This is a genomic window from Rossellomorea marisflavi (genome assembly GCF_022170785.1).
Lineage (GTDB): Bacteria > Bacillota > Bacilli > Bacillales > Bacillaceae_B > Rossellomorea > Rossellomorea marisflavi_B.
In genome coordinates, this window is sequence record NZ_CP081870.1 from 2,459,351 (window position 1) to 2,477,671 (window position 18,321).

At 48.0% G+C, this 18,321-nt stretch carries 20 protein-coding genes and 1 pseudogene; 4 read left to right on the forward strand and 17 right to left on the reverse strand.

Annotated features, from left to right (window positions below; genetic code table 11):
- Window positions 1-156 precede the first annotated feature (156 nt).
- The 4 genes from K6T23_RS12865 to K6T23_RS12880 are packed head-to-tail and all read right to left on the reverse strand — an operon-like array spanning window position 157 to window position 4,087.
- Window positions 157-1,419 (reverse strand): peptidase, encoded by a 1,263-nt coding sequence (locus tag K6T23_RS12865; RefSeq protein ID WP_238281292.1) that lies wholly within the window; start codon window positions 1,417-1,419, stop codon window positions 157-159.
- 12 nt (window positions 1,420-1,431) lie between these two features.
- Window positions 1,432-2,097, reverse strand: a complete 666-nt coding sequence (locus tag K6T23_RS12870) for a 3-oxoacid CoA-transferase subunit B (protein WP_056535956.1) — start codon at window positions 2,095-2,097, stop codon at window positions 1,432-1,434.
- Entirely contained in the window at window positions 2,076-2,774 is a 699-nt protein-coding gene (locus tag K6T23_RS12875; RefSeq protein ID WP_056535953.1) for a 3-oxoacid CoA-transferase subunit A, read from the reverse strand. Before K6T23_RS12875 ends, K6T23_RS12870 begins: the two co-directional genes overlap by 22 nt.
- Window positions 2,775-2,779: 5 nt before the next feature.
- On the reverse strand, window positions 2,780-4,087 hold the full coding sequence (locus tag K6T23_RS12880; protein WP_238281294.1) for an aspartate aminotransferase family protein: 1,308 nt from the start codon (window positions 4,085-4,087) through the stop codon (window positions 2,780-2,782).
- A gap of 354 nt (window positions 4,088-4,441) precedes the next feature.
- Between K6T23_RS12880 and K6T23_RS12885 the strand changes: the two genes are divergently transcribed.
- Window positions 4,442-6,208 (forward strand): methyl-accepting chemotaxis protein, encoded by a 1,767-nt coding sequence (locus K6T23_RS12885; RefSeq protein WP_179125828.1) that lies wholly within the window; start codon window positions 4,442-4,444, stop codon window positions 6,206-6,208.
- Window positions 6,209-6,380: 172 nt separating this feature from the next.
- Here the strand turns inward: K6T23_RS12885 and K6T23_RS12890 are convergent.
- The 5 genes and pseudogenes from K6T23_RS12890 to rsgA form a co-directional block, all read right to left on the reverse strand.
- Window positions 6,381-6,470, reverse strand: a pseudogene (locus tag K6T23_RS12890) (YjcZ family sporulation protein); the annotation flags it as partial.
- 189 nt (window positions 6,471-6,659) lie between these two features.
- Entirely contained in the window at window positions 6,660-7,160 is a 501-nt protein-coding gene (locus K6T23_RS12895) for a PTS sugar transporter subunit IIA (protein WP_056535945.1), read from the reverse strand.
- A 70-nt stretch (window positions 7,161-7,230) separates the two neighbouring features.
- On the reverse strand, window positions 7,231-7,656 hold the full coding sequence (gene msrB, locus K6T23_RS12900) for a peptide-methionine (R)-S-oxide reductase MsrB (protein ID WP_079516248.1): 426 nt from the start codon (window positions 7,654-7,656) through the stop codon (window positions 7,231-7,233).
- On the reverse strand, window positions 7,653-8,195 hold the full coding sequence (gene msrA / locus K6T23_RS12905; protein ID WP_056535938.1) for a peptide-methionine (S)-S-oxide reductase MsrA: 543 nt from the start codon (window positions 8,193-8,195) through the stop codon (window positions 7,653-7,655). The genes msrB and msrA overlap by 4 nt, the downstream gene beginning before the upstream one ends.
- Window positions 8,196-8,463: 268 nt before the next feature.
- Window positions 8,464-9,504 carry a ribosome small subunit-dependent GTPase A gene (gene rsgA / locus K6T23_RS12910; protein WP_056535935.1) on the reverse strand — a complete coding sequence of 347 codons (1,041 nt, stop codon included), beginning with the start codon at window positions 9,502-9,504 and terminating at the stop codon, window positions 8,464-8,466.
- A gap of 294 nt (window positions 9,505-9,798) precedes the next feature.
- On the opposite strand from rsgA, the gene K6T23_RS12915 reads away from it, so the two are divergent.
- A complete protein-coding gene (locus tag K6T23_RS12915) occupies window positions 9,799-10,539 on the forward strand; it encodes a DUF4397 domain-containing protein (RefSeq protein WP_238281296.1) in 741 nt (246 codons plus the stop codon).
- Window positions 10,540-10,613: 74 nt separating this feature from the next.
- On the opposite strand, the gene ltrA is transcribed toward K6T23_RS12915, so the two are convergent.
- The 4 genes from ltrA to K6T23_RS12935 all read right to left on the reverse strand — a co-directional run bounded on the left by ltrA (window position 10,614) and on the right by K6T23_RS12935 (window position 13,882).
- Window positions 10,614-11,876 carry a group II intron reverse transcriptase/maturase gene (gene ltrA / locus K6T23_RS12920; protein ID WP_238281298.1) on the reverse strand — a complete coding sequence of 421 codons (1,263 nt, stop codon included), beginning with the start codon at window positions 11,874-11,876 and terminating at the stop codon, window positions 10,614-10,616.
- Window positions 11,836-12,015 (reverse strand): hypothetical protein, encoded by a 180-nt coding sequence (locus K6T23_RS12925; protein ID WP_187443174.1) that lies wholly within the window; start codon window positions 12,013-12,015, stop codon window positions 11,836-11,838. The genes ltrA and K6T23_RS12925 overlap by 41 nt, the downstream gene beginning before the upstream one ends.
- A 446-nt stretch (window positions 12,016-12,461) precedes the next feature.
- On the reverse strand, window positions 12,462-13,055 hold the full coding sequence (locus K6T23_RS12930) for a YpmS family protein (RefSeq protein ID WP_056535929.1): 594 nt from the start codon (window positions 13,053-13,055) through the stop codon (window positions 12,462-12,464).
- Between the two features lie 14 nt (window positions 13,056-13,069).
- A complete protein-coding gene (locus K6T23_RS12935) occupies window positions 13,070-13,882 on the reverse strand; it encodes an SGNH/GDSL hydrolase family protein (RefSeq protein WP_235563522.1) in 813 nt (270 codons plus the stop codon).
- Between the two features lie 296 nt (window positions 13,883-14,178).
- Between K6T23_RS12935 and K6T23_RS12940 the strand changes: the two genes are divergently transcribed.
- Complete coding sequence (locus K6T23_RS12940) at window positions 14,179-14,637, forward strand: PCYCGC motif-containing (lipo)protein (protein ID WP_056538456.1); 459 nt, start codon at window positions 14,179-14,181, stop codon at window positions 14,635-14,637.
- Window positions 14,638-14,680: 43 nt separating this feature from the next.
- Here K6T23_RS12940 and K6T23_RS12945 read toward each other — a convergent pair whose 3' ends face one another.
- Together K6T23_RS12945 and K6T23_RS12950 are read right to left on the reverse strand one after the other, a co-directional pair.
- Window positions 14,681-15,523, reverse strand: coding sequence for a DegV family protein (locus K6T23_RS12945; RefSeq protein WP_056535923.1), 843 nt, complete (start codon window positions 15,521-15,523; stop codon window positions 14,681-14,683).
- A 189-nt stretch (window positions 15,524-15,712) separates the two neighbouring features.
- Window positions 15,713-15,958 carry a DUF2535 family protein gene (locus K6T23_RS12950; protein WP_056535920.1) on the reverse strand — a complete coding sequence of 82 codons (246 nt, stop codon included), beginning with the start codon at window positions 15,956-15,958 and terminating at the stop codon, window positions 15,713-15,715.
- A 173-nt stretch (window positions 15,959-16,131) separates the two neighbouring features.
- Here K6T23_RS12950 and trhA point away from each other — a divergent pair, with 173 nt between their 5' ends.
- Window positions 16,132-16,779 carry a PAQR family membrane homeostasis protein TrhA gene (gene trhA / locus K6T23_RS12955; RefSeq protein WP_056538453.1) on the forward strand — a complete coding sequence of 216 codons (648 nt, stop codon included), beginning with the start codon at window positions 16,132-16,134 and terminating at the stop codon, window positions 16,777-16,779.
- Window positions 16,780-16,828: 49 nt separating this feature from the next.
- Here the strand turns inward: trhA and K6T23_RS12960 are convergent, their stop codons facing one another.
- Both K6T23_RS12960 and K6T23_RS12965 read right to left on the reverse strand, forming a co-directional pair.
- Window positions 16,829-17,314: a dihydrofolate reductase gene (locus K6T23_RS12960; RefSeq protein WP_238281300.1), complete on the reverse strand. Its 486-nt coding sequence runs from the start codon at window positions 17,312-17,314 to the stop codon at window positions 16,829-16,831.
- Window positions 17,311-18,105 (reverse strand): thymidylate synthase, encoded by a 795-nt coding sequence (locus K6T23_RS12965; protein WP_238281302.1) that lies wholly within the window; start codon window positions 18,103-18,105, stop codon window positions 17,311-17,313. Before K6T23_RS12965 ends, K6T23_RS12960 begins: the two co-directional genes overlap by 4 nt.
- Window positions 18,106-18,321 lie beyond the last annotated feature (216 nt).

Here is an 18,321-nt window from a genome sequence, read left to right on the forward strand (position 1 = left end):
TTTTTACCAACATATGAATGCTCCAAGAGGGTTATGAAGTCTTCTTATAAGACCTTTACCCAAAATTAGACAGGTCAAGATTATTTTTACTGTTTATTTTGAATTTTTTGTCTTTTTATTCCGACAGTGAGAAATAACGTTTACCATAACTTACCGTCATACGGGTTGGTTGCACCATTCAACGATGAATCCCGCCAGGATCTCTGCCGACTTGAATAGATGCTCAAGCTCGATGGACTCATCGGCGTCATGGGCGAGTTCCGTAGTCCCGGGTCCAAATACAGCAACCGGTATCCCGGCCCCTTTGGACAGGATTCCACCGTCGGTCCCCCATGGGGAAGCTTCAATGATCGGTTGGGCCGCGCACACTTTTTGGAACTCCTCTGAGAGCGTTTTGATCAATGAATGACCGGGTTCGATACTTCCCGGCTGCCACCTGCCACCGAACCATTCAATTTCCACGGGGTACTGATCGAACCACCCATCGATCTTCTTCAAATCTCCAAGGGCTTCGATCATTTCTTCCTCAACCGATTCCATATCCTCCCATGGACCGACGCCGATCCTCCCTTCAATGATGGCTACATCGGGAACACTTGACGGCCATTCACCGCTGGAAATCTTACCGATATTAATAGGTAGTGGAATGGGGATGTTTTCATATAGCGGGTCGTCTACACGGTCGTTACGATCCCTTTCCAGTTCATGAAGTCTTTGGATGACGGTGACCGCATTGTCGATTGCGCTCACCCCTTCATACCTTGTGCCGCCATGGGCGGACTTCCCCTTCACCTTCAGTCTGAACCACATAGACCCCTGCTGTTTCGGAAAAATCTTCATATTCGTTGGTTCCGGGATGATGGCCCCATCGGCTACATACCCCCTCTGGAGGGCGGCAAGTGTCCCAGCACCACCGCTTTCTTCTTCGATGACACTCTGAAAGATCACCGATCCCTTCAATGGAACCGCGAGACTTTGGACCGCTTCAATGGCCAGTAGAAGGGAAGCGGTACCCCCTTTCATGTCGGTGGATCCACGGCCATATAAGCGGCCATTCTTCACCTTTCCGCTATAGGGATCGTCACTCCAATCCTTTCTGTCTCCAGCGGGGACGACGTCGATATGACCATTTAATATCAGGCTTTTGCCTCCCCCAGTCCCCTTCAGGACCCCTACGACATTGGGGTTGCCAGTAAACTGTTCACGGTCGCATCGAAAGTAGGGATGGGATCCCACTTCGGTTCGATCAATCTCCCAAATATCAAGGTCCATTCCGAGCTTCCGGCATTTTTCAATGATCACTGCCTGTGCTCCCGCTTCATTTCCTCTAATGCTGTCCTCCTGGACCAGGCGCTGAAGAAACGCAATGGTTTCTTTCCTTCGTTCCGCTATTGCCTGTGCAATCAGATGTTTCTTCACGGTCTTCCCCCCTTAACCTTCCACGAACAACACATGCGGATCTACGGAAAACTCTGCTTCTGTCGATGAGCGGATGTCTTCGATAGAAAATGGCTTGAAGATTTCCTTCAGTACCATCTCTCCGTTCTCAAAACGGAATACCGCCTGATCCGTGATGATCATGGATACGCATTCCTTGGCTGTCAACGGAAGCGTACATTCCCTCAGGATCTTGGGACCTCCGAACTTATCCGTGTGGGTCATGACGACAATAACCCTTCGGGCGCATGCCGCGAGCTCCGTCGCTCCGCCCATTCCCGGGACCTTCTTCCCCGGGATGATCCAATTCGCCAGGTCTCCCTTCCCGCTCACCTGCAAGGAGCCGAGGATTGTCAAATCGATGAGTCCCCTCCGGATCATGGCAAATGCCACCGCACTGTCTGTGAATGCCCCGCCCTTCACCAGTGTGACAGGGTAGCCCCCGGCATTGCAGAGGGTAGGATCTTCCCTTCCTTTACCCGGTACTCCCCCGATTCCGATGATCCCGTTCTCCGATTGAAAGAGGACTGGAAATCCCCCCGGAAGAAAATCAGGAACCAGACTCGGGATCCCGATTCCAAGATTGACAACCGTATTCTCTTCCACTTCCTGAGCAGCCCTCCTTGCCAGGCGCTCTTTTAGACCGTTTCCCACACCCATCTCCAATCAACTCCTTCCGATGGTACAATGTAGTCCACAAATACTCCTGACGTCACGATTTCTTCAGGATCCAATTCCCCAAAGGGAACTATCTCCTCCGCCTCCACAATAGTGATATCAGAAGCCATGGCCACAACGGGGTTCGTGTTCCTGGCACTCTTGTCAAAGATGAGGTTACCGAATGTGTCTGCCGCTTTTGCCATGACAATCCCCACTTCCGCCGTCAGAGCCGTTTCAATCAGATAATTCTCCCCATTGAGGAGAACGGTCTGCTTTCCTTGATTCAGGTAGGGGTCGTCAGAACCGATTGAAGTGATGATCGCTTGAATCCCCACCCCGCCTGCCCGGATGCGTTCGGCCAGGATTCCCTGAGGAGAGAACTCTACTTCAAGCCGGCCATCACTCATCATGGTCCCCGCGATGGGGTTCGAACCGATATGGGAAGCAATCACCTTCTTCACACGCTGTGCGGCCACCAGCTGTCCGATGCCGATATGGGGAAAACCCGTATCGTTACCGATGATTGTCAAGTCCTTCACTCCCCATGTCAATAAATGCTTCACAATGGTCGGAGGGGTCCCGATTCCCCCGAATCCCCCAAACATCATGTGCATTCCGTCCCTGAAGACGGGTTTGATCTCTTCAATACTACATAGCTTGCTTTTGTGAGCACCCATCCTTCCTACTCCTTCCATTCTGCCGCTGCATCCCTCAAAGCCGCTTTCAGCCGCAAACAGATTTCCTCCAAGTCCCGCTTTGAACTGTTCAGGGGTGGGGCAATCATGATGGCAGACCCACTCCTTCCGTCGATCCCCGCTGCAGCAGGATACAAAAGGATCCCGTTTTGGATCCCCTTCTTCACAATCAGGGAAGTGAATGAGCTTCCCGCTCCTTCCACCATTTCTAGACCGATGAGCAGCCCTTTCCCACGGACCTCCTCGATAAAGGGGAATTCTCCCTTGAGCTTTTCAAGGAGATTGCGCATATACGTTCCTTTTGATTGGACTTGTGAAATGATGTCCTCTTTGTCGATCAATTTCAGTACTGCAAGGGCTGCTGCGGCCGATAAGGGATTACCGCTGAATGTATGCCCACTCATGACGACCTTCGAGCCGCTCAGAACGGGATTCATGACCCGGTCAGAGACGAGTGTAGCCGCAATGGGGGCGTATCCAGCGCTCAACCCCTTTCCGATTGTCACGATATCCGCTTCCACCCCGGACTGTTCGAGCGTCAAAAATGTACCCGTCCTCCCGCAACCGGTCATGACCTCATCGGAAATGTAGAGAATGTCGTGGTGATCACAGATTTCCCGGATCCTTTTCTCGTATCCCTTCGGAGGAACAATTGCCCCTCCTGCAGCACCGATGACGGGCTCGGCAACAAAGGCGGCAATTTGATCTGCTCCTATGCGGCGAATCATGGTATCGAGTTGGTCTGCACAGAATAAGCCACAAGATGAATATTCTTTACCAAATGGACAACGAAGGCAGTACGGAGGCTCCACTGTTGGCCAATCCCCCAGATGACCATCAAAACGTTCACGCCTGACAGGGTGACCGGATGCAGAGAGTGCACCCATCGTGATGCCGTGATAGCTCAACCATCTTGATAGAATACGAGTCTTCGAGGATCTACCCTGCTCCTGCCAATGCTGAATCGCAATCTTGATTGCCGTCTCTACTGCTTCAGATCCGCTATTGACAAAGAAACTCCAGGCATACCCCGTCTTTTCATATAAGAATGCAGCCAGCTCCTCAGCCGGCTGATTGCTGAACTGCGAGCGATAGACAAATGCCACCTTATTGCCCTGCTGCACGATCGACTGCAGGATGTCCTCCATCCCGTGACCCAGATTGGCGGTAACGGCCCCTGAACACGCATCAATATATTCTTGTCCACTATCATCATACAAATAGATCCCTTTTCCATAATCAATCGTCGGATAATATTCACCGATAAGCGGCTTGATCAAATGTGAACGAAGCATAGCGTCCCTCCTGAACGGATAATAATCTCTCTTTGTTCGATCTGGTTGGAGGCGATACATCAACCATCGATCCGGAAAATCCACGATTATTCAGCAGGATTCCAGCGGACACCATGTGTTGATAAGAAAATTCCTTCTCCACTATATTTATGTGGAAATCCTGGAATCTTTCGTCTTCCTTGAAAAAACTTTGATTCCATCCGTTTATCCGAAACAGGATAATAGTCCCGAAAAATTCTACCTTTTTCGACAATTTGATGCATTGACCACTAGATTAATCCTATGTATACAGTTAAAATAATGGTAAGTTCAACCTGTCATACTACTTTTTTCTTATATAAGGAGGGGGAAACGGTGAAGAAAAAAATAAAACACCGGGAAGAAAAGAAAGATAAAGAGAAAAAGGGAAAGAAAAACCCTTACTTTCGATCAATACGTGGAAAAGTCGTCCTATCATTCAGCGTACTTGCCATCATCATATGGGTCCTTGCGTATACATCCTATCTGAATACCACCAAGCTTGAAGCCGAAATGGACAAATTGATCGAATCGGACATGGCCATAGACGCCACATCGAAGGATCTGTCGCGATTGCTCAATGAAATCGAGATCGGTGAACAAGGCTATGTGATCACAGGGGCGAGCGGTTTCCTTGCTCCATATGATAATGGAAAAAAACAAGTGAATGAGAATTTGGCAGAATTAAAGAAGCTCCTTAAAGAGAATCCTGATCAAATGAGCAAGCTCGAAAAAATCGACAAGCAGTACTCATTCTGGATCCAATTCGTCGACCGGGTCATTGATAAGAGGGAAACAGCCGGCTTCAAAGAAGCTGCAGCCCTTGTGGAAACCGGAACCGGTAAGAAATACATAGACGGGATCCGTTCTTATGTGGATATGATCACCGAGACACAGGAGAAAGATCTGGACAAGCGGATGGATTCCCTCAACACGCTTGTGATGAACTCCAAGATCATCACGGGGAGCCTATCCATGCTAGCCATCATCCTGATTGTGATCTTCAGCATATGGCTGTCGAGGACGATCCTGAAGAATACACGTAAAATCAGTACATCCATCCTCGAAATCGCCGATGCCGGCGGAGACTTGACGAAACGTATCCATGTCAAGAGCCGTGATGAGCTCGGTGGTCTCGCAGAGGATACGAATAAGCTGATTGCAGGCATATCCGTCCTTGTCCGCCAGGTGACTGAAATGGCGGAAAATGTATCAGCAAGTTCACAAGAACTGCTTGCTTCTGCAGAGGAAACCTCTCACACGATCTCATCCATTGCCGAAACATCAAGTGAAATCGCAGCAGGCAGCGAAGACACCACGACCCGCATGTCTGCTTCATTACATAAGATGAACAGCCTTGAAGAAGCTTCCCGCTTCCTTTTCCAGCAGGCGGAGCAAGTGAAATCCACCGCAATCGGGATGAAGAAAGCGGCAGAAAAAGGTGGAGAATCCGTACGTGAATCCTCTGCCAAGATGCAGGGAATCGAAGAAACAATGGCCCACACAACCCGGACAGTCGAGGCCCTTGGAAAGCGCTCATCTGAAATATCCGCCATCATTGCAACCATCACGGATATTTCAGAACAAACGAATCTTCTAGCACTGAATGCCGCCATTGAAGCCGCCCGTGCAGGGGAGCACGGGCGCGGATTCGCCGTGGTGGCCGATGAAGTGAGGAAACTTGCCGAACAATCAAGGGATGCAGCAAAAGGTGTGACGGGAATCGTCCACAGCATCCAGGAGGAAGTCGATCTTATCATCGATCAGAATGCCGAGGGTGTGAAAGAAGTCATTGCTGGAGTGGAAACAACCAATATGACCAACTCTGCACTCAAGGATATCCTCAAGCACACAGAGAGAACTTCTTCCGTAGTGGAAGAAATGGTGGGCCATATCCATGAAACGCTGAACCTCTCCCAGGAAGTAGCTTCATCATTTGCCGCCGTGAATGAAATCAGTGAGTCTACGGCTGCCAATACCGAAACAACAGCGGCCGCTGCTGAAGAAGGTTCTGCGGCGATGGAACAAGTGACGGCAAGCGCATCAGAGCTCTCAAAGCAGGCAGAAGCACTAAAAGGGATCATCTCGAACTTCAAGATTTAAGAATCCATTACCGATGCCATCCCTTCCAAACCGGAGAATAGATCCAACACATACAAAAACCACGCTTGGAGTCCAAGCGTGGTTTTTGTATGTGTAACGTTGTATTCATGGCTCCCCATCATAGGAGGGTAATTCTCTACCCTGGATTCCACAGGAGCTTCTGTTTGTTTTATCAATCCCCGCAGTAGCAAACGGCTCCTATAATGATCAATAAAATGAAAAGGACGACAATCAAAGCAAATCCGCCTGAATAGCCACCTGTCTGATAGCCATAGCCATACCCGCCCTGGTAACATGGGTCACAACCGTATCCATAATTCACGTAAACCACTCCTTAAGGTTAAGTGATTGAATCAAATTTCTATACACTGTATGTCAATCACCCACAAAAGGTTTGTGTTTTTCCCCAAAAAGAAAAAAGGACCGGTCATGATTCCCCGGTCCTCTCCGTTCACTTTGAAGAAATCTCCAAGATTTCTCCGCTTCCTGCCTCTACCTTGGTTCCATCCTTTTTCACAAGCTCTCCCATATCGTCTCCGTTTGTCAAAATGATCGGAGTGATGGTGCTCTTGGCCTTTTCTTCTACAAGGCTTACGTCAAACGTAATGAGAGGATCGCCCGCTTGCACCTTGGAACCTTCAGACACATGAGCCTCGAACCCCTCTCCTTTCATGGAGACTGTTTCAAGTCCGATATGGATGAGTAATTCCGCACCGTTCGATGCTTTGATCCCGACTGCGTGCTTGGTTGGGAAAAGCTGCATGATTTCTCCGTCTACCGGGGAAACCACTTTTCCGTTATCGGGAAGGATTGCAATTCCGTCCCCCATCATTTTCTGGGAGAACACTGGATCCGGTACTTCTTCCAATGATTTGATTGTTCCCGATAAAGGAGCAACGACCAAGATTGTTTTTGGGCTTTCTTCTTTTTTACCGAATAATTTCTTAAACATATCATTCACCATCCTACTGTTTATTTACACCTATGTACTCCGCCATAAACCTGGCGGATAGCATGTTGATTCAATCGAAAAGCTTTTTATATTCGCCGTAGCCTTCTTCTTCAAGTTCATCTAATGGGATGAATCTGAGGGCGGCCGAATTGATGCAATAACGGAGCTTGGTTGGACCAGGACCGTCATCGAATACATGCCCGAGATGAGAATCGGCTTCTTTGGAACGGACCTCTGTCCGAACCATGAAATGACTTCTGTCCTGTTTTTCGACGATATCTTCCTTTTGGATCGGCTTCGTGAAGCTGGGCCATCCGCAGCCGGCGTCGTATTTATCCCGTGAACTGAAAAGGGCTTCACCGGACACGACATCCACATAGATCCCATCTGAGAATTGGTCCCAATACTCATTCCTGAAAGGAGGTTCGGTTCCATTGTTTTGTGTCACTTCATATTGTTCTGCTGTAAGTTTATTTTTGAGATTTTCTTTACTCATCCTTCATCCCTCCAATGATGCTGTATGAATCCGGCGCGGCCAGATCCTATGCTGTATTGACGATAGTGTGTGGGATTCTTTTTATAGTAATCCTGGTGATATTCCTCTGCTCGGTAGAACTCGGATGCAGGGAGGATCTTGGTTGCGATGGGCTGACTGAATCGCCCGGATGCAGCAAGTTCTTCTTTTGAAGCCTCCGCAGCCTCCTTTTGGCTGTCATCATGGTAAAAGATGACGGTCTGATACGATTGTCCCCGATCATGGAACTGCCCTCCGGGATCTGTCGGATCGATCTGCTGCCAGTATAGCTCCAACAATTTTTCATATGGGAATACATCGGGATCATATTCGATTTCGACTGCTTCATAGTGCCCGGTTGTCTCAGAGCATACCTGACGGTAAGTCGGATTCTTGACATGACCTCCCGTATAACCTGAAGTAATGCCATAAATACCAGGCTGTTCATCGAATGGTTTGACCATGCACCAGAAACATCCACCGGCGAAGGTCGCCTTTTTTTTCTTCTTTTCACCCGTCATGATCAACACCCTTTTCTATTCGTGATTTCATATTGTAAGTGTACCCCAAATGCACTGAAAAGTTAAACAATCCGCCTTCCGGGACATGGTACAGAATCATTGTCCGTATGATGTGTTCAATCAATTTAAAAATCCCTTTACATACGGGTGTTCACACACCTCGTATTAAAGGGACAAGACCGTTATCATCAGGAAATCGTTCTACCGGCTGTTCTATTTTCCAACCATTCCTATTCCATCCCAGGGTACAAAGAAAGGGACAACTGCATCAGTTTTTCCGTTTCTTGCTCATGCTCTTCCATTTTTTCCTCTCAAGGGACTCGAGGCGTTTATTCCCGCGCCTTTCCATGTAGGCGATTTCCCTTTGTAGCTTCTCGTAGTGAAGGTATCGCTCCTCACTTAATGCCCCTTCCTCGATAGCGATTCTGATGGCACAGCCCGGTTCACTCCCGTGCGAGCAGTCATTGAACCTGCAGGAGCGTGCAAGCTCCTCCACGTCGTTGAACTGTGTGGACAGACCTTCGCTTCCTTGGAGGATCTGGATTTCCCTCATACCGGGCGTATCGATAAGGGCCGCTCCCGAATCAAGGAGGAAGAGCTCCCGGTGGGTCGTGGTGTGCCTCCCTTTATCATCTGAGTCCCGGACTTCCTTCGTTTTCTGAAGGCTTTCTTGAAGAAGTTCATTTGTAAGGGTGGATTTCCCCACGCCGGAAGAGCCCGTCAAGGCGACGGTCTTACCAGGGGTAAGATACGGATACAGCGCCTCCATCCCTGTACGGTCCAGGGAGCTGATGGCCAGGACGGGCACCCCGACGAGCGCAGCCTCGACTTCAGAGACCCGTTCAGCCACATCGGTACAGACGTCGGTCTTTGTCAGGATCACAACGGGGTTTGCACCACTCTCCCAGCATAGGATGACGTACCGCTCGATTCGATGAAGATTAAGATCGTCATTCAACGAGCTCAAAATGAAAACCGTATCAATATTCGCGGCAATGATTTGTTCTTCTGCTTCATTCCCTGCCATTTTCCGTGAGAATTTGCTCTTCCTCGGAAGGACACGCTCGATGATGGCTTCATCCTTCCTGATGGCCACCCAGTCACCGACTGCCGGAAGGTCTTCACGGGAAGCTGATAGGAACCTCATCTTTCCTGTCACCTGACAGAGCAACCCTTCTTCCGTGTCCGTCATCACTTTATAGAACCCTTTTTGTTCCGTGACAACCCGTGCCACTTCCAAATGGTCTGCCAGATGAAGGGCATATTCCTGCCTGGCGGTATTAAAAATGATTGATTTATACTGATTCAATGGTAATTCCTCCTAAAATAAAAAATCCGTCCGCGTTCATCACGCAGACGGATTCTCCTTCAGGCAGAAAGGTCCCTGTTAACCCCGTTAGAGCACGGAAGCGTGATGAATGCGGTTTTCGTATTGGTATGTGTGGTTGAATGCTCCAGTCGTGAATCCCATATTCATCACCTGCTCTCTTTTGTCGTTATTCCAATTATATCATCAATATTCCGAAGTGCAAGAATATTTTCACCGTTTGGGCGTTCATGCATATTCTATCCTGTCAAGTCCGTACGAAGGAGAGATGTCTTCATGAGCCAGGAACAGTATTTGAATAAAGCCGCGATGTATGATCTTTTATCCTGCTATTACAAATATTCCAATCCGAATATGCATCATCATTATTATCTGAAACACCTTAAATATATGAGGCTTGCCCTCGAGGCCCAGAGAGCCGATCTGACGACGGCTTCACAACCGAGCTATGTCCGGGTATTCCACGGGGTGCCGGATGCAGGTGAAGTTGATGTATACGTCAACGGACACCGTGTACTGAGGAAACTCGCATTCAAGGATGTCAGTGACTACCTCACCCTGCCGGGAGGCAAGTATCATATTGATGTGTATCCGACAGGTACCAGCACAGAAACGATCATCAGCAAAAAGGTCAAGGTCGACCCGGGCAAAGCATACACGTTGGCAGCAGCAGGAACGACGAAAAAGCTGCAGCTCCTTCCGTATGTGGATGAACCTGGAGTACCGGCGGGAGAAACGAAAGTGAAGTTTACTCACCTTTCACCGGATGCGCCTGCCGTCGACATCGCGGTCAAAGGAAGAGATGTCATCTTCCCGAATGTCTCCTTTAAGCAGGCAACGGAGTACTTGGGATTGACCCCCATGACCGTCGACCTCGAAGTCAGGCCGGCAGGATCCAAGGACGTTGTCCTGGCCATCCCTGACGTCAAGTTTGAGGCGAATCAGGCCTATACAATCATTGCAGCAGGCTTCGCAGGCGGAGAGCCTGCCCTGGAAGCTGTGCTCATCAAGGGATAAATCGAGTAGGAGGGGATGATTAATCCCCGACCTCTCACACCACCGTACGTACCGATCAGTATACGGCGGTTCAATTAAGATACTTGACGAAGCTTTTCGTAACGATGTGATAGGCTTAGAAGCCCTTGATACTTCCAAAAGGAAGTATCAAGGGTTTTGTGCAATACAGGGCTATGGGCAATTCTCCAATATCCCTTGCGGGAAAGACCCCACTCATATGCTTTCCACCTTGGGACTCCAAGTGCTGTAAGTTTCCTTATTCTTGTTTTGGGTCGTTTCCATTGCTTCCACAGACACATACGCAGTCTTCTTCTAATCCAAGAGTCCATCCTCTTTAAGACGCTTGGTGTGTCTGCGAGTTGGAAATATCCTACCCATCCCATGATGTATTGGTTCAGTCTCCTAATTCGTGTTTCCATCGACCAACCCGAGGATCTGGAGGTGAGAGAACGGATCTTCTGCTTAAATCGCTTGATGCTTTTTAACGCGATTCTTACTTTCGGCTCCCTGCTTGCTATAAAACTGAACCCGAGAAAGGTTCTCTTCCATGAAGGCGCTACCGCAGATTTCTCCCGGTTGACCTTGAGCTTCAGTTTCTTTTCGAGAAAGCTGGTGACCGATTCCATCACTCTCTTTCCGGCTTTTGGCGTGCGCACATAGATTTGACAGTCATCTGCGTATCGTACGAAACGCAGACCTCGTCTTTCCAATTCCTTATCCAGTTCGTTCAACACAATATTCGAGAGAAGGGGACTGAGGGGACCGCCTTGAGGTGTTCCTTCCTCACTTTTGACCTTCACCCCTTGTATCATGATACCGGCATTCAGATAAGAACGGATCAACCTAAGGAGCACCTTATCCTCTATAGTCTTCGCAAGAAGACCCATGAGCTTGTCGTGATTTACACGATCAAAGAACTTTTCCAAGTCCAAATCAACGACCCATGTGTATCCGTCCCGTATATATCCCTTTGCTTTCTTAATCGCATCATGGGCACTTCGATTGGGTCGAAATCCGTAGCTGTGATTAGAAAAAGTGGGATCATATATGAGAGAGAGTACTTGGGTTATGGATTGTTGAATCATACGATCCATAACCGTCGGGATCCCTAACAATCGAACGCCGCCGTCTGATTTCGGGATTTCAATCCGACGTACCGGGTCCGGTTTGTAGGTTCCCTGAAGGAGATTCTCCCGAATCACTTGCCATTCGTGTAAGATATGCCTTCGTAGGTTTTGTACGGGCATTAGGTCCACACCATGACTTCCCTTATTACGCTCCACACGTTTTAGCGCGTTAAGCATGTTCGGTTTTGACAGGATCGTGTTCATCAACATCCATCATCGTTCCTTTCTTCGTGTGTTTCGTTTCCTTATTCGATGGCACTGCCTCACACTTCCGTAAGCCCTCACGAGATTCATCGCTACTTCTTAACGGATAGCTCTTTCGATTGTCTGTGAGTTTCTCAGCTACCATGAGCCAGGGCGTAACACTCTCTTATTTGTTCAGTCCTTCCCGGCGTCCTCGATAACACCGGTACTATGACCTCTGCTGACTTCTGGCGGTTCAGCGGGGAATCACTTCCCCGGTTACCAAGTATTCAAGGCGTACCCGCCAGATCTCCCCGGGTAAGAATGCAGTCTTTCCCTCCATCTATCCGCCTCATTTACTTCCTACACCTTTGGCAGTTTGGACTTTGCCTTGTTAAGCAGACTCATCCAATGCAGAAAGCCTTCTATGAGATTCGTGTTCCTCGGACCGGAGGTTTGCCGCTCGCTTCCTTCAGATTCCGGGTCACCCCGGACACCCTTGCGTTAAGCTAACCGTTACAACTGCCTTCACGGCTCGGGACTTCCACCCTATAGACTACACCCATGCCGGGCGCACTTAAAAAAGAAGGCAGCCGGGTCGGCTGCCTTCTTTTAATTTTGCAGGGCACGATCAACGGGAACGAGCAATCGGAAGGAGATACGGTCATCCTTCAAATTGAATTCATTCGCACGCACCTTGATGTCGCTCTTCAGCTCCATATCCTGAAGGGCCACATAGATTTCTTCATCATTTGGTCGAATCTTCACCCACTCGGGGAAATTATAGGAGTCCCTGACGATTTTAAGCACGTAAGAGACTGGTAGCTTAAGTTTACCGAGTGAGATGGATTTTTGCTTCAGTAGGATATCCCCATTCTCAAGAGCTTCAGGTTCGAATGTCAATTTGAAATCAAGATTCGAGGTGAATACGGGTACAGAGCCGATAAGTTCAACATCATCTTTCAGTTGTACTCCGTAATCAACCGGGCCATCCATGCCCTCTTCTTCGATATAATGCTCGATGATCAGGTTCAAGTCCTCTTTATCTGTCTGGATATTGAATCCGACATCATTGTTTTCGTCAGGATTCCCTTTAGGAACCGGGTCGTCCTTGATCGGTGCAGACACCATGATCAGAAGGACGATGATCACTGCCAGTATCAGTCCGGCTAATGCAAAGAACCCCACTTTCCATTTGCTCTTCATGGCGACTCCTCTTCCTATTGATTTTTCTCTTTACTTGTCAACGAAGCTAATGTTTCCCCCTTCGTCATCCTTTTAAACATACGCTCTGCAATGAGCTCATACCCATCGTCATTCGGATGGAAATAATCCTCGAACAGCAATTCGTCACCTGCATCAATGAACAGATCGTCAATTTCGACGAACAGGGAACGATCATAGTCGTCCAGCACTTCACGACTTCCCTCATTCCAACTATCAATGATTTCTTCCACCTCTTCAATATCGGAAAACCATGTATTGAAAGGATTATAAAGCCCGACAAGGACGATTCCGGCATCGGGATTGTATTCCCTGATCGTATCGAGGATTTCTTTCAACCGCTCCTGATAGGCAATCTGCTCCTGTTGAAAGACATCAAGCTTGAGCTTGGAAAGATTCTGCTTGAAGATCTTCATGACATCATTGCCACCGATCGTGATCATGACCACATCGGATTTTTCGATGGAAGACTTCACTTCATCAGTTTTGATTTTCTTCAACAATTGATCAGTCCGATTGCCCCTGACGCCATAATTATGGAAGTCGGCATCCTTGACGCCATCGGTGGATTCAAGAAGCTTCTCAAGATAAGGTACATAACCCCCGCTGTCGGTACTATCTCCAACCCCCTGGGTCAGGGAATCCCCGACGGAGGTGACATTCAAATTCTTCGGAATGAACGCTTCGGGAGGCTGGTCTTTTTCCCAGTCGGAAACCTGCCTCGAAACATGCTTCGCCGCATCTTCAATGGAACAACCCGACAAGAAAAATACAAAAGCGAGAATGAGAACACTCCATTTTTTCATCATATTCACCTCGCCTTTCCTTTATATATAGTATATCACTCTTCATTCAGACCGAGACATGATCCAGACGTTTTGAAGTTACTAGTGTATCAGATAAAGAGGCTTCAGGGCAATAAGGCCGTGTCACAAGCGGCCGATGAAGGCGGATACAATCCATTAGCCGATTTGTGACAAAACGTTCAACATTCTATGACTATTGTATGTATGGCACGGTGATAAATGAATGTTACAATTCAATTACATACGATAGTGTAGGAGGTTTTTGAGTGAAGCAACGTCATGTATTTATCTCACTGTTCATGGTGATGACGCTTTTCATTGCCGGATGCTCCGAAGAGGAAAAAACAACAGAGGAGCATGATCACGAAAGTCATGCCGTCATGAATGAGGATATCCAGGAAAAAACGGCGTCCCCCGACATTCTTCCCTCATTCCTTGACGGGAAAGAGGATACCATGAGAACGATCTATGCGGCATCGGCTCAGCACCAGGAACTTCTCGAGTACATACCGTGCTACTGCGGTTGTGGTGATTCTGCCGGACATAAAAGCAATTTTAACTGCTTTGTCCAACAGAAGGATGGTGAGGAGACCATATGGGATGACCACGGGACCCGCTGTGGGGTGTGCCTTGAAATTGCCGCCGAATCCATTGTCGAATATAACAAGGGAAAATCGATCAAGGAAATCCGCAAAGCCATTGATGAGAAATACAATGAGGGATATGCGAAGCCAACCCCGACCCCCATGCCTTCCTGATAACAAAAAAGAGACGAAAGCTCAGGCTTTCGTCTCTATTTGATCAATCCGTATAATACGTGAAGCCGATTGCCCCGATCCCCGTATGGGTGCTGATGATCGGTGTGGTGTGACCGATATCGAACTGATCGTATCCGGTCTTTTCGGCGATTTTTGTTTTAAGGTTCTGGGCAAGGGCCAGTCCGTCCGCATGACAAAGCCCTACGCCTTTTATGGTTTTGCCTTTCACATCTTCCATGAATTGCTGCACAAGGAATTTCACGACCTGGGTGTGGCTCCTGACTTTTGCCACGGGAGTGTACTCTCCACCTGCAAGGGAAGCAATCGGTTTGATGTTCAGCAAGGAGCCGATCATGGCTTTTCCTTTTCCGATACGTCCTCCTTTGACGAGATTTTCGAGCGTATCCACTACCACATAAAGCTGTGTCTTTTCACGGATTTCTGTAATGGCCTTGAGGATTTCCTCCACGCCCTTACCTTCCCTGGCGAGTTTCGCCGCCTCGATCACCTGAAAACCGAGACCCCTTGAAATGAACCGGGAATCGACAACCGTGACATCTGTATCGGTGATCTCAGCCGCGGATTCCGCAGAACGGACTGTACCGCTCATGCCACCCGTCATATGGATGGAAATCACTTTCGATCCATCTTTGCCCAGTTCGTCATACAGTTCTGCGAACACCCCTGCTGAAGGCTGTGAACTTTTTGGTAGTTCATCCGAGGCTTTCATCTTTTCCAGGAACATTTCAGGTGAAAGGTCCACTCTATCTAAATACGTTTCCCCTTCGATGGAGATCGAAAGTGGAACCACATGTATTTCCAAATCCTTGATTATATCTTCCGATAAGTCTGCTGTTGAATCCGTTACAATTTTGATTTTCTCCATGTTAGCCACATCCTATCTTCCTTATCCCTCTCATTATAGCGTGCTTTGTTTGATATTTAAATAGATGAAAAGGATTTCACCGTTTCTCCACAAAACGTGATTCCGGGGGTAGCGTCTTGAACCACCTGCCCACAAACGAATAAAGCGCCGCCGCAAACCTCTATGGCTTAGCAGTGGCACTTCATCCGGTCAAGCATTGTTCTTCAGTTCTTCTGATTGATAAATCTTTTCAAATTCCGACCATTTCAACGTTCTCTTCAAGTATTCCCTGAAACTGTAGGTCCCTGGTCCCTGCTTATGCAGGCCGCCCAGATAAAGGCGCAGCCTCATATTTACAGTGAACCAGTGGGGATGGTCATTTTTCATGACCGGGATCCCGTGGACTTTAATCTTCTGTCCATACTTTGTTTTGAACTCAATGGTTTTTGTCAGCAAAGTATCAATCCTCTTTTATGCCCGTTTGTACTTCTATTATACCTCAATTCCCACTGCAAAATATGTAAAACCTACACTGGTAAAAAATTTATATCCCCATCCCTTTAATGTGATAAAGTTTGCATTCCCTCCCTAAGAGATTTATCATGGAGAGACAATCTCATTCAGAAAGGATGTTTAGATTGACCTATGATTTCGATTTTTCAAACTGGAAGGAAGAGATAGCCAATGCTATCACCCATGGAATCGGCTTGATCTTGAGTATCCCGGCACTCATCATGCTCGTCCTCTTCGCCGTGGATAAAGGCTCGGCCTGGCACGTGGTCAGTTTCTCCATTTTCGGCGCATCCATGATCCTGCTTTATCTCTTCTCCACTCTCCTTCATAGCTTCAAACCTTCCAAGGCAAAGAATGTCTTCGCCGTCCTGGACCATTCAGCCATCTATGTGCTCATCGCCGGCACCTATACGCCACTTATGCTCGTGAGTGTGAGAAGTGCCCTTGGCTGGACATTATTCGGTATTGTATGGGGGCTTGCCATCGTTGGCATCATCTTCAAGTGTTACTTCGTGGATCGTTTTCAAATCGTATCGACCCTCTTTTACCTTGTCATGGGATGGCTCGTGCTTGCAGCAATCAAGCCCCTTTACGAAAGTCTGACTCCTGCGGGATTCGATTTGCTGCTTACCGGTGGTATCCTCTATTCTGTCGGAGCCATATTCTATGTATGGAAGAAGATCCCTTACAATCATGCCATTTGGCATCTTTTCGTACTGGCAGGCAGCAGCTTCATGTACTTCTGCATCCTTTTTTACGTATAAGATCACAGCAAAAAAGCAGTCAGCCTTCATCTGGAGGCTGACTGCTTTTTCATTTACGCAAGAATGTCTTGAACTCATAATCATAAGGATTCTTTTCGTTTTTCAACCCTTTTTCCGTCGATACAAGGGTGAAGTCATCCCAAGGGACTTCCGCCATATGGGTGTCACCTTCGAATGCGTGGTGGATCGTGGTCACATAGAGTTTATCCGCATGGGGCAGGAACTGTTCGTACACATTGCTTCCACCGATAATGAACGTCTCTCCCTGCTGTTTTTCAGCAAATGCCAGGACTTCTTCCACGTGATGGAAGACCGTGCATTCATCATGAGAGAAAGAAGCATTCCTCGTCAGAATTACATTCTCCCTCTCCGGAAGCGGCTTGCCGAAAGACTCGAATGTTTTTCTCCCCATCACAACCGGATGACCCAGTGTGGTGCGCTTGAAGAATTTCAGATCTTCCGGCAGGCGCCATGGCAGGGCATTGTCCTTGCCGATCAAACCGTTCTTATCCATTGCCCAAATAAATGAAATCATACAGACACGACTCCTTTGATATGGGGATGGGGATCATAGCCGCTCAACGTGAAGTCTTCAAAGCTGAATCCGAATATATCCTTCACATCTGGATTGATCTCGAGTTTCGGAAGCGGACGGGGATCCCTTGTCAGCTGCAGGTTCACCTGTTCCACATGGTTCTGATAGATGTGAACATCCCCGAATGTATGTACGAATTCACCCGGCTCCAGATCGCACACCTGTGCCACCATCATGGTAAGGAGAGCATACGAAGCGATGTTGAACGGGACACCGAGGAAAACATCGGCAGAACGCTGGTAGAGCTGACAAGATAGCTTACCTTCCGACACGTAGAATTGGAACAAGCAGTGACAAGGCGGGAGGGCCATGGAATCTACATCGGCAACGTTCCAAGCACTGACGATCATTCTCCTGGAGTCTGGATTATTTTTAATGGTGGTGATGAGATTTTTGATCTGGTCGATCGTTTCTCCGTCTTTTCCAGGCCATGATCTCCACTGATGACCATAAACAGGTCCCAACTCGCCGTTTTCATCGGCCCACTCATTCCAGATCCTTACCCCGTTATCCTGCAGATATTTCACATTCGTATCCCCATTCAAAAACCAGAGAAGTTCATGGATGATGGATTTGACATGAAGTTTCTTCGTTGTAACGAGGGGGAAACCTTCCTGAAGATCGAACCTCATCTGGTATCCGAAGGTACTGATCGTACCCGTCCCAGTCCTGTCCCCTTTTTCCGTACCATGATCAAGTACATGTTTGCATAAATCTAAATATTGTTTCATCTGTCATCACCTTCATATCTTATTGATTGGCCGTCATCTTCTATCGGTCCATAGGGTGCAAAAGACCATTCTACCAGAAAGAGCCCGATTATCATATGATGACGGTAAACGGTATCCATATCCATAGTGTACATGATTGCTACTTTCCTCACAATGATACGGAGATTTTGGAATATAGCGTGGATGGATAAAAGCTTTAAAATCCAGAATGGCCGG

Coding starts and splice junctions, on each gene's coding strand:
- K6T23_RS12870 (WP_056535956.1), bottom strand. CDS start 2,097: ATGGGTGTGGGAAACGGTCTAAAAGAGCGCCTGGCAAGGAGGGCTGCT.
- K6T23_RS12875 (WP_056535953.1), bottom strand. CDS start 2,774: ATGGGTGCTCACAAAAGCAAGCTATGTAGTATTGAAGAGATCAAACCC.
- K6T23_RS12880 (WP_238281294.1), bottom strand. CDS start 4,087: ATGCTTCGTTCACATTTGATCAAGCCGCTTATCGGTGAATATTATCCG.
- K6T23_RS12895 (WP_056535945.1), bottom strand. CDS start 7,160: ATGTTTAAGAAATTATTCGGTAAAAAAGAAGAAAGCCCAAAAACAATC.
- msrB (WP_079516248.1), bottom strand. CDS start 7,656: ATGAGTAAAGAAAATCTCAAAAATAAACTTACAGCAGAACAATATGAA.
- msrA (WP_056535938.1), bottom strand. CDS start 8,195: ATGACGGGTGAAAAGAAGAAAAAAAAGGCGACCTTCGCCGGTGGATGT.
- K6T23_RS12915 (WP_238281296.1), top strand. CDS start 9,799: ATGAGCCAGGAACAGTATTTGAATAAAGCCGCGATGTATGATCTTTTA.
- ltrA (WP_238281298.1), bottom strand. CDS start 11,876: ATGTTGATGAACACGATCCTGTCAAAACCGAACATGCTTAACGCGCTA.
- K6T23_RS12925 (WP_187443174.1), bottom strand. CDS start 12,015: ATGGTAGCTGAGAAACTCACAGACAATCGAAAGAGCTATCCGTTAAGA.
- K6T23_RS12930 (WP_056535929.1), bottom strand. CDS start 13,055: ATGAAGAGCAAATGGAAAGTGGGGTTCTTTGCATTAGCCGGACTGATA.
- K6T23_RS12935 (WP_235563522.1), bottom strand. CDS start 13,882: ATGATGAAAAAATGGAGTGTTCTCATTCTCGCTTTTGTATTTTTCTTG.
- K6T23_RS12940 (WP_056538456.1), top strand. CDS start 14,179: ATGGTGATGACGCTTTTCATTGCCGGATGCTCCGAAGAGGAAAAAACA.
- K6T23_RS12945 (WP_056535923.1), bottom strand. CDS start 15,523: ATGGAGAAAATCAAAATTGTAACGGATTCAACAGCAGACTTATCGGAA.
- trhA (WP_056538453.1), top strand. CDS start 16,132: ATGTTTAGATTGACCTATGATTTCGATTTTTCAAACTGGAAGGAAGAG.
- K6T23_RS12960 (WP_238281300.1), bottom strand. CDS start 17,314: ATGATTTCATTTATTTGGGCAATGGATAAGAACGGTTTGATCGGCAAG.
- K6T23_RS12965 (WP_238281302.1), bottom strand. CDS start 18,105: ATGAAACAATATTTAGATTTATGCAAACATGTACTTGATCATGGTACG.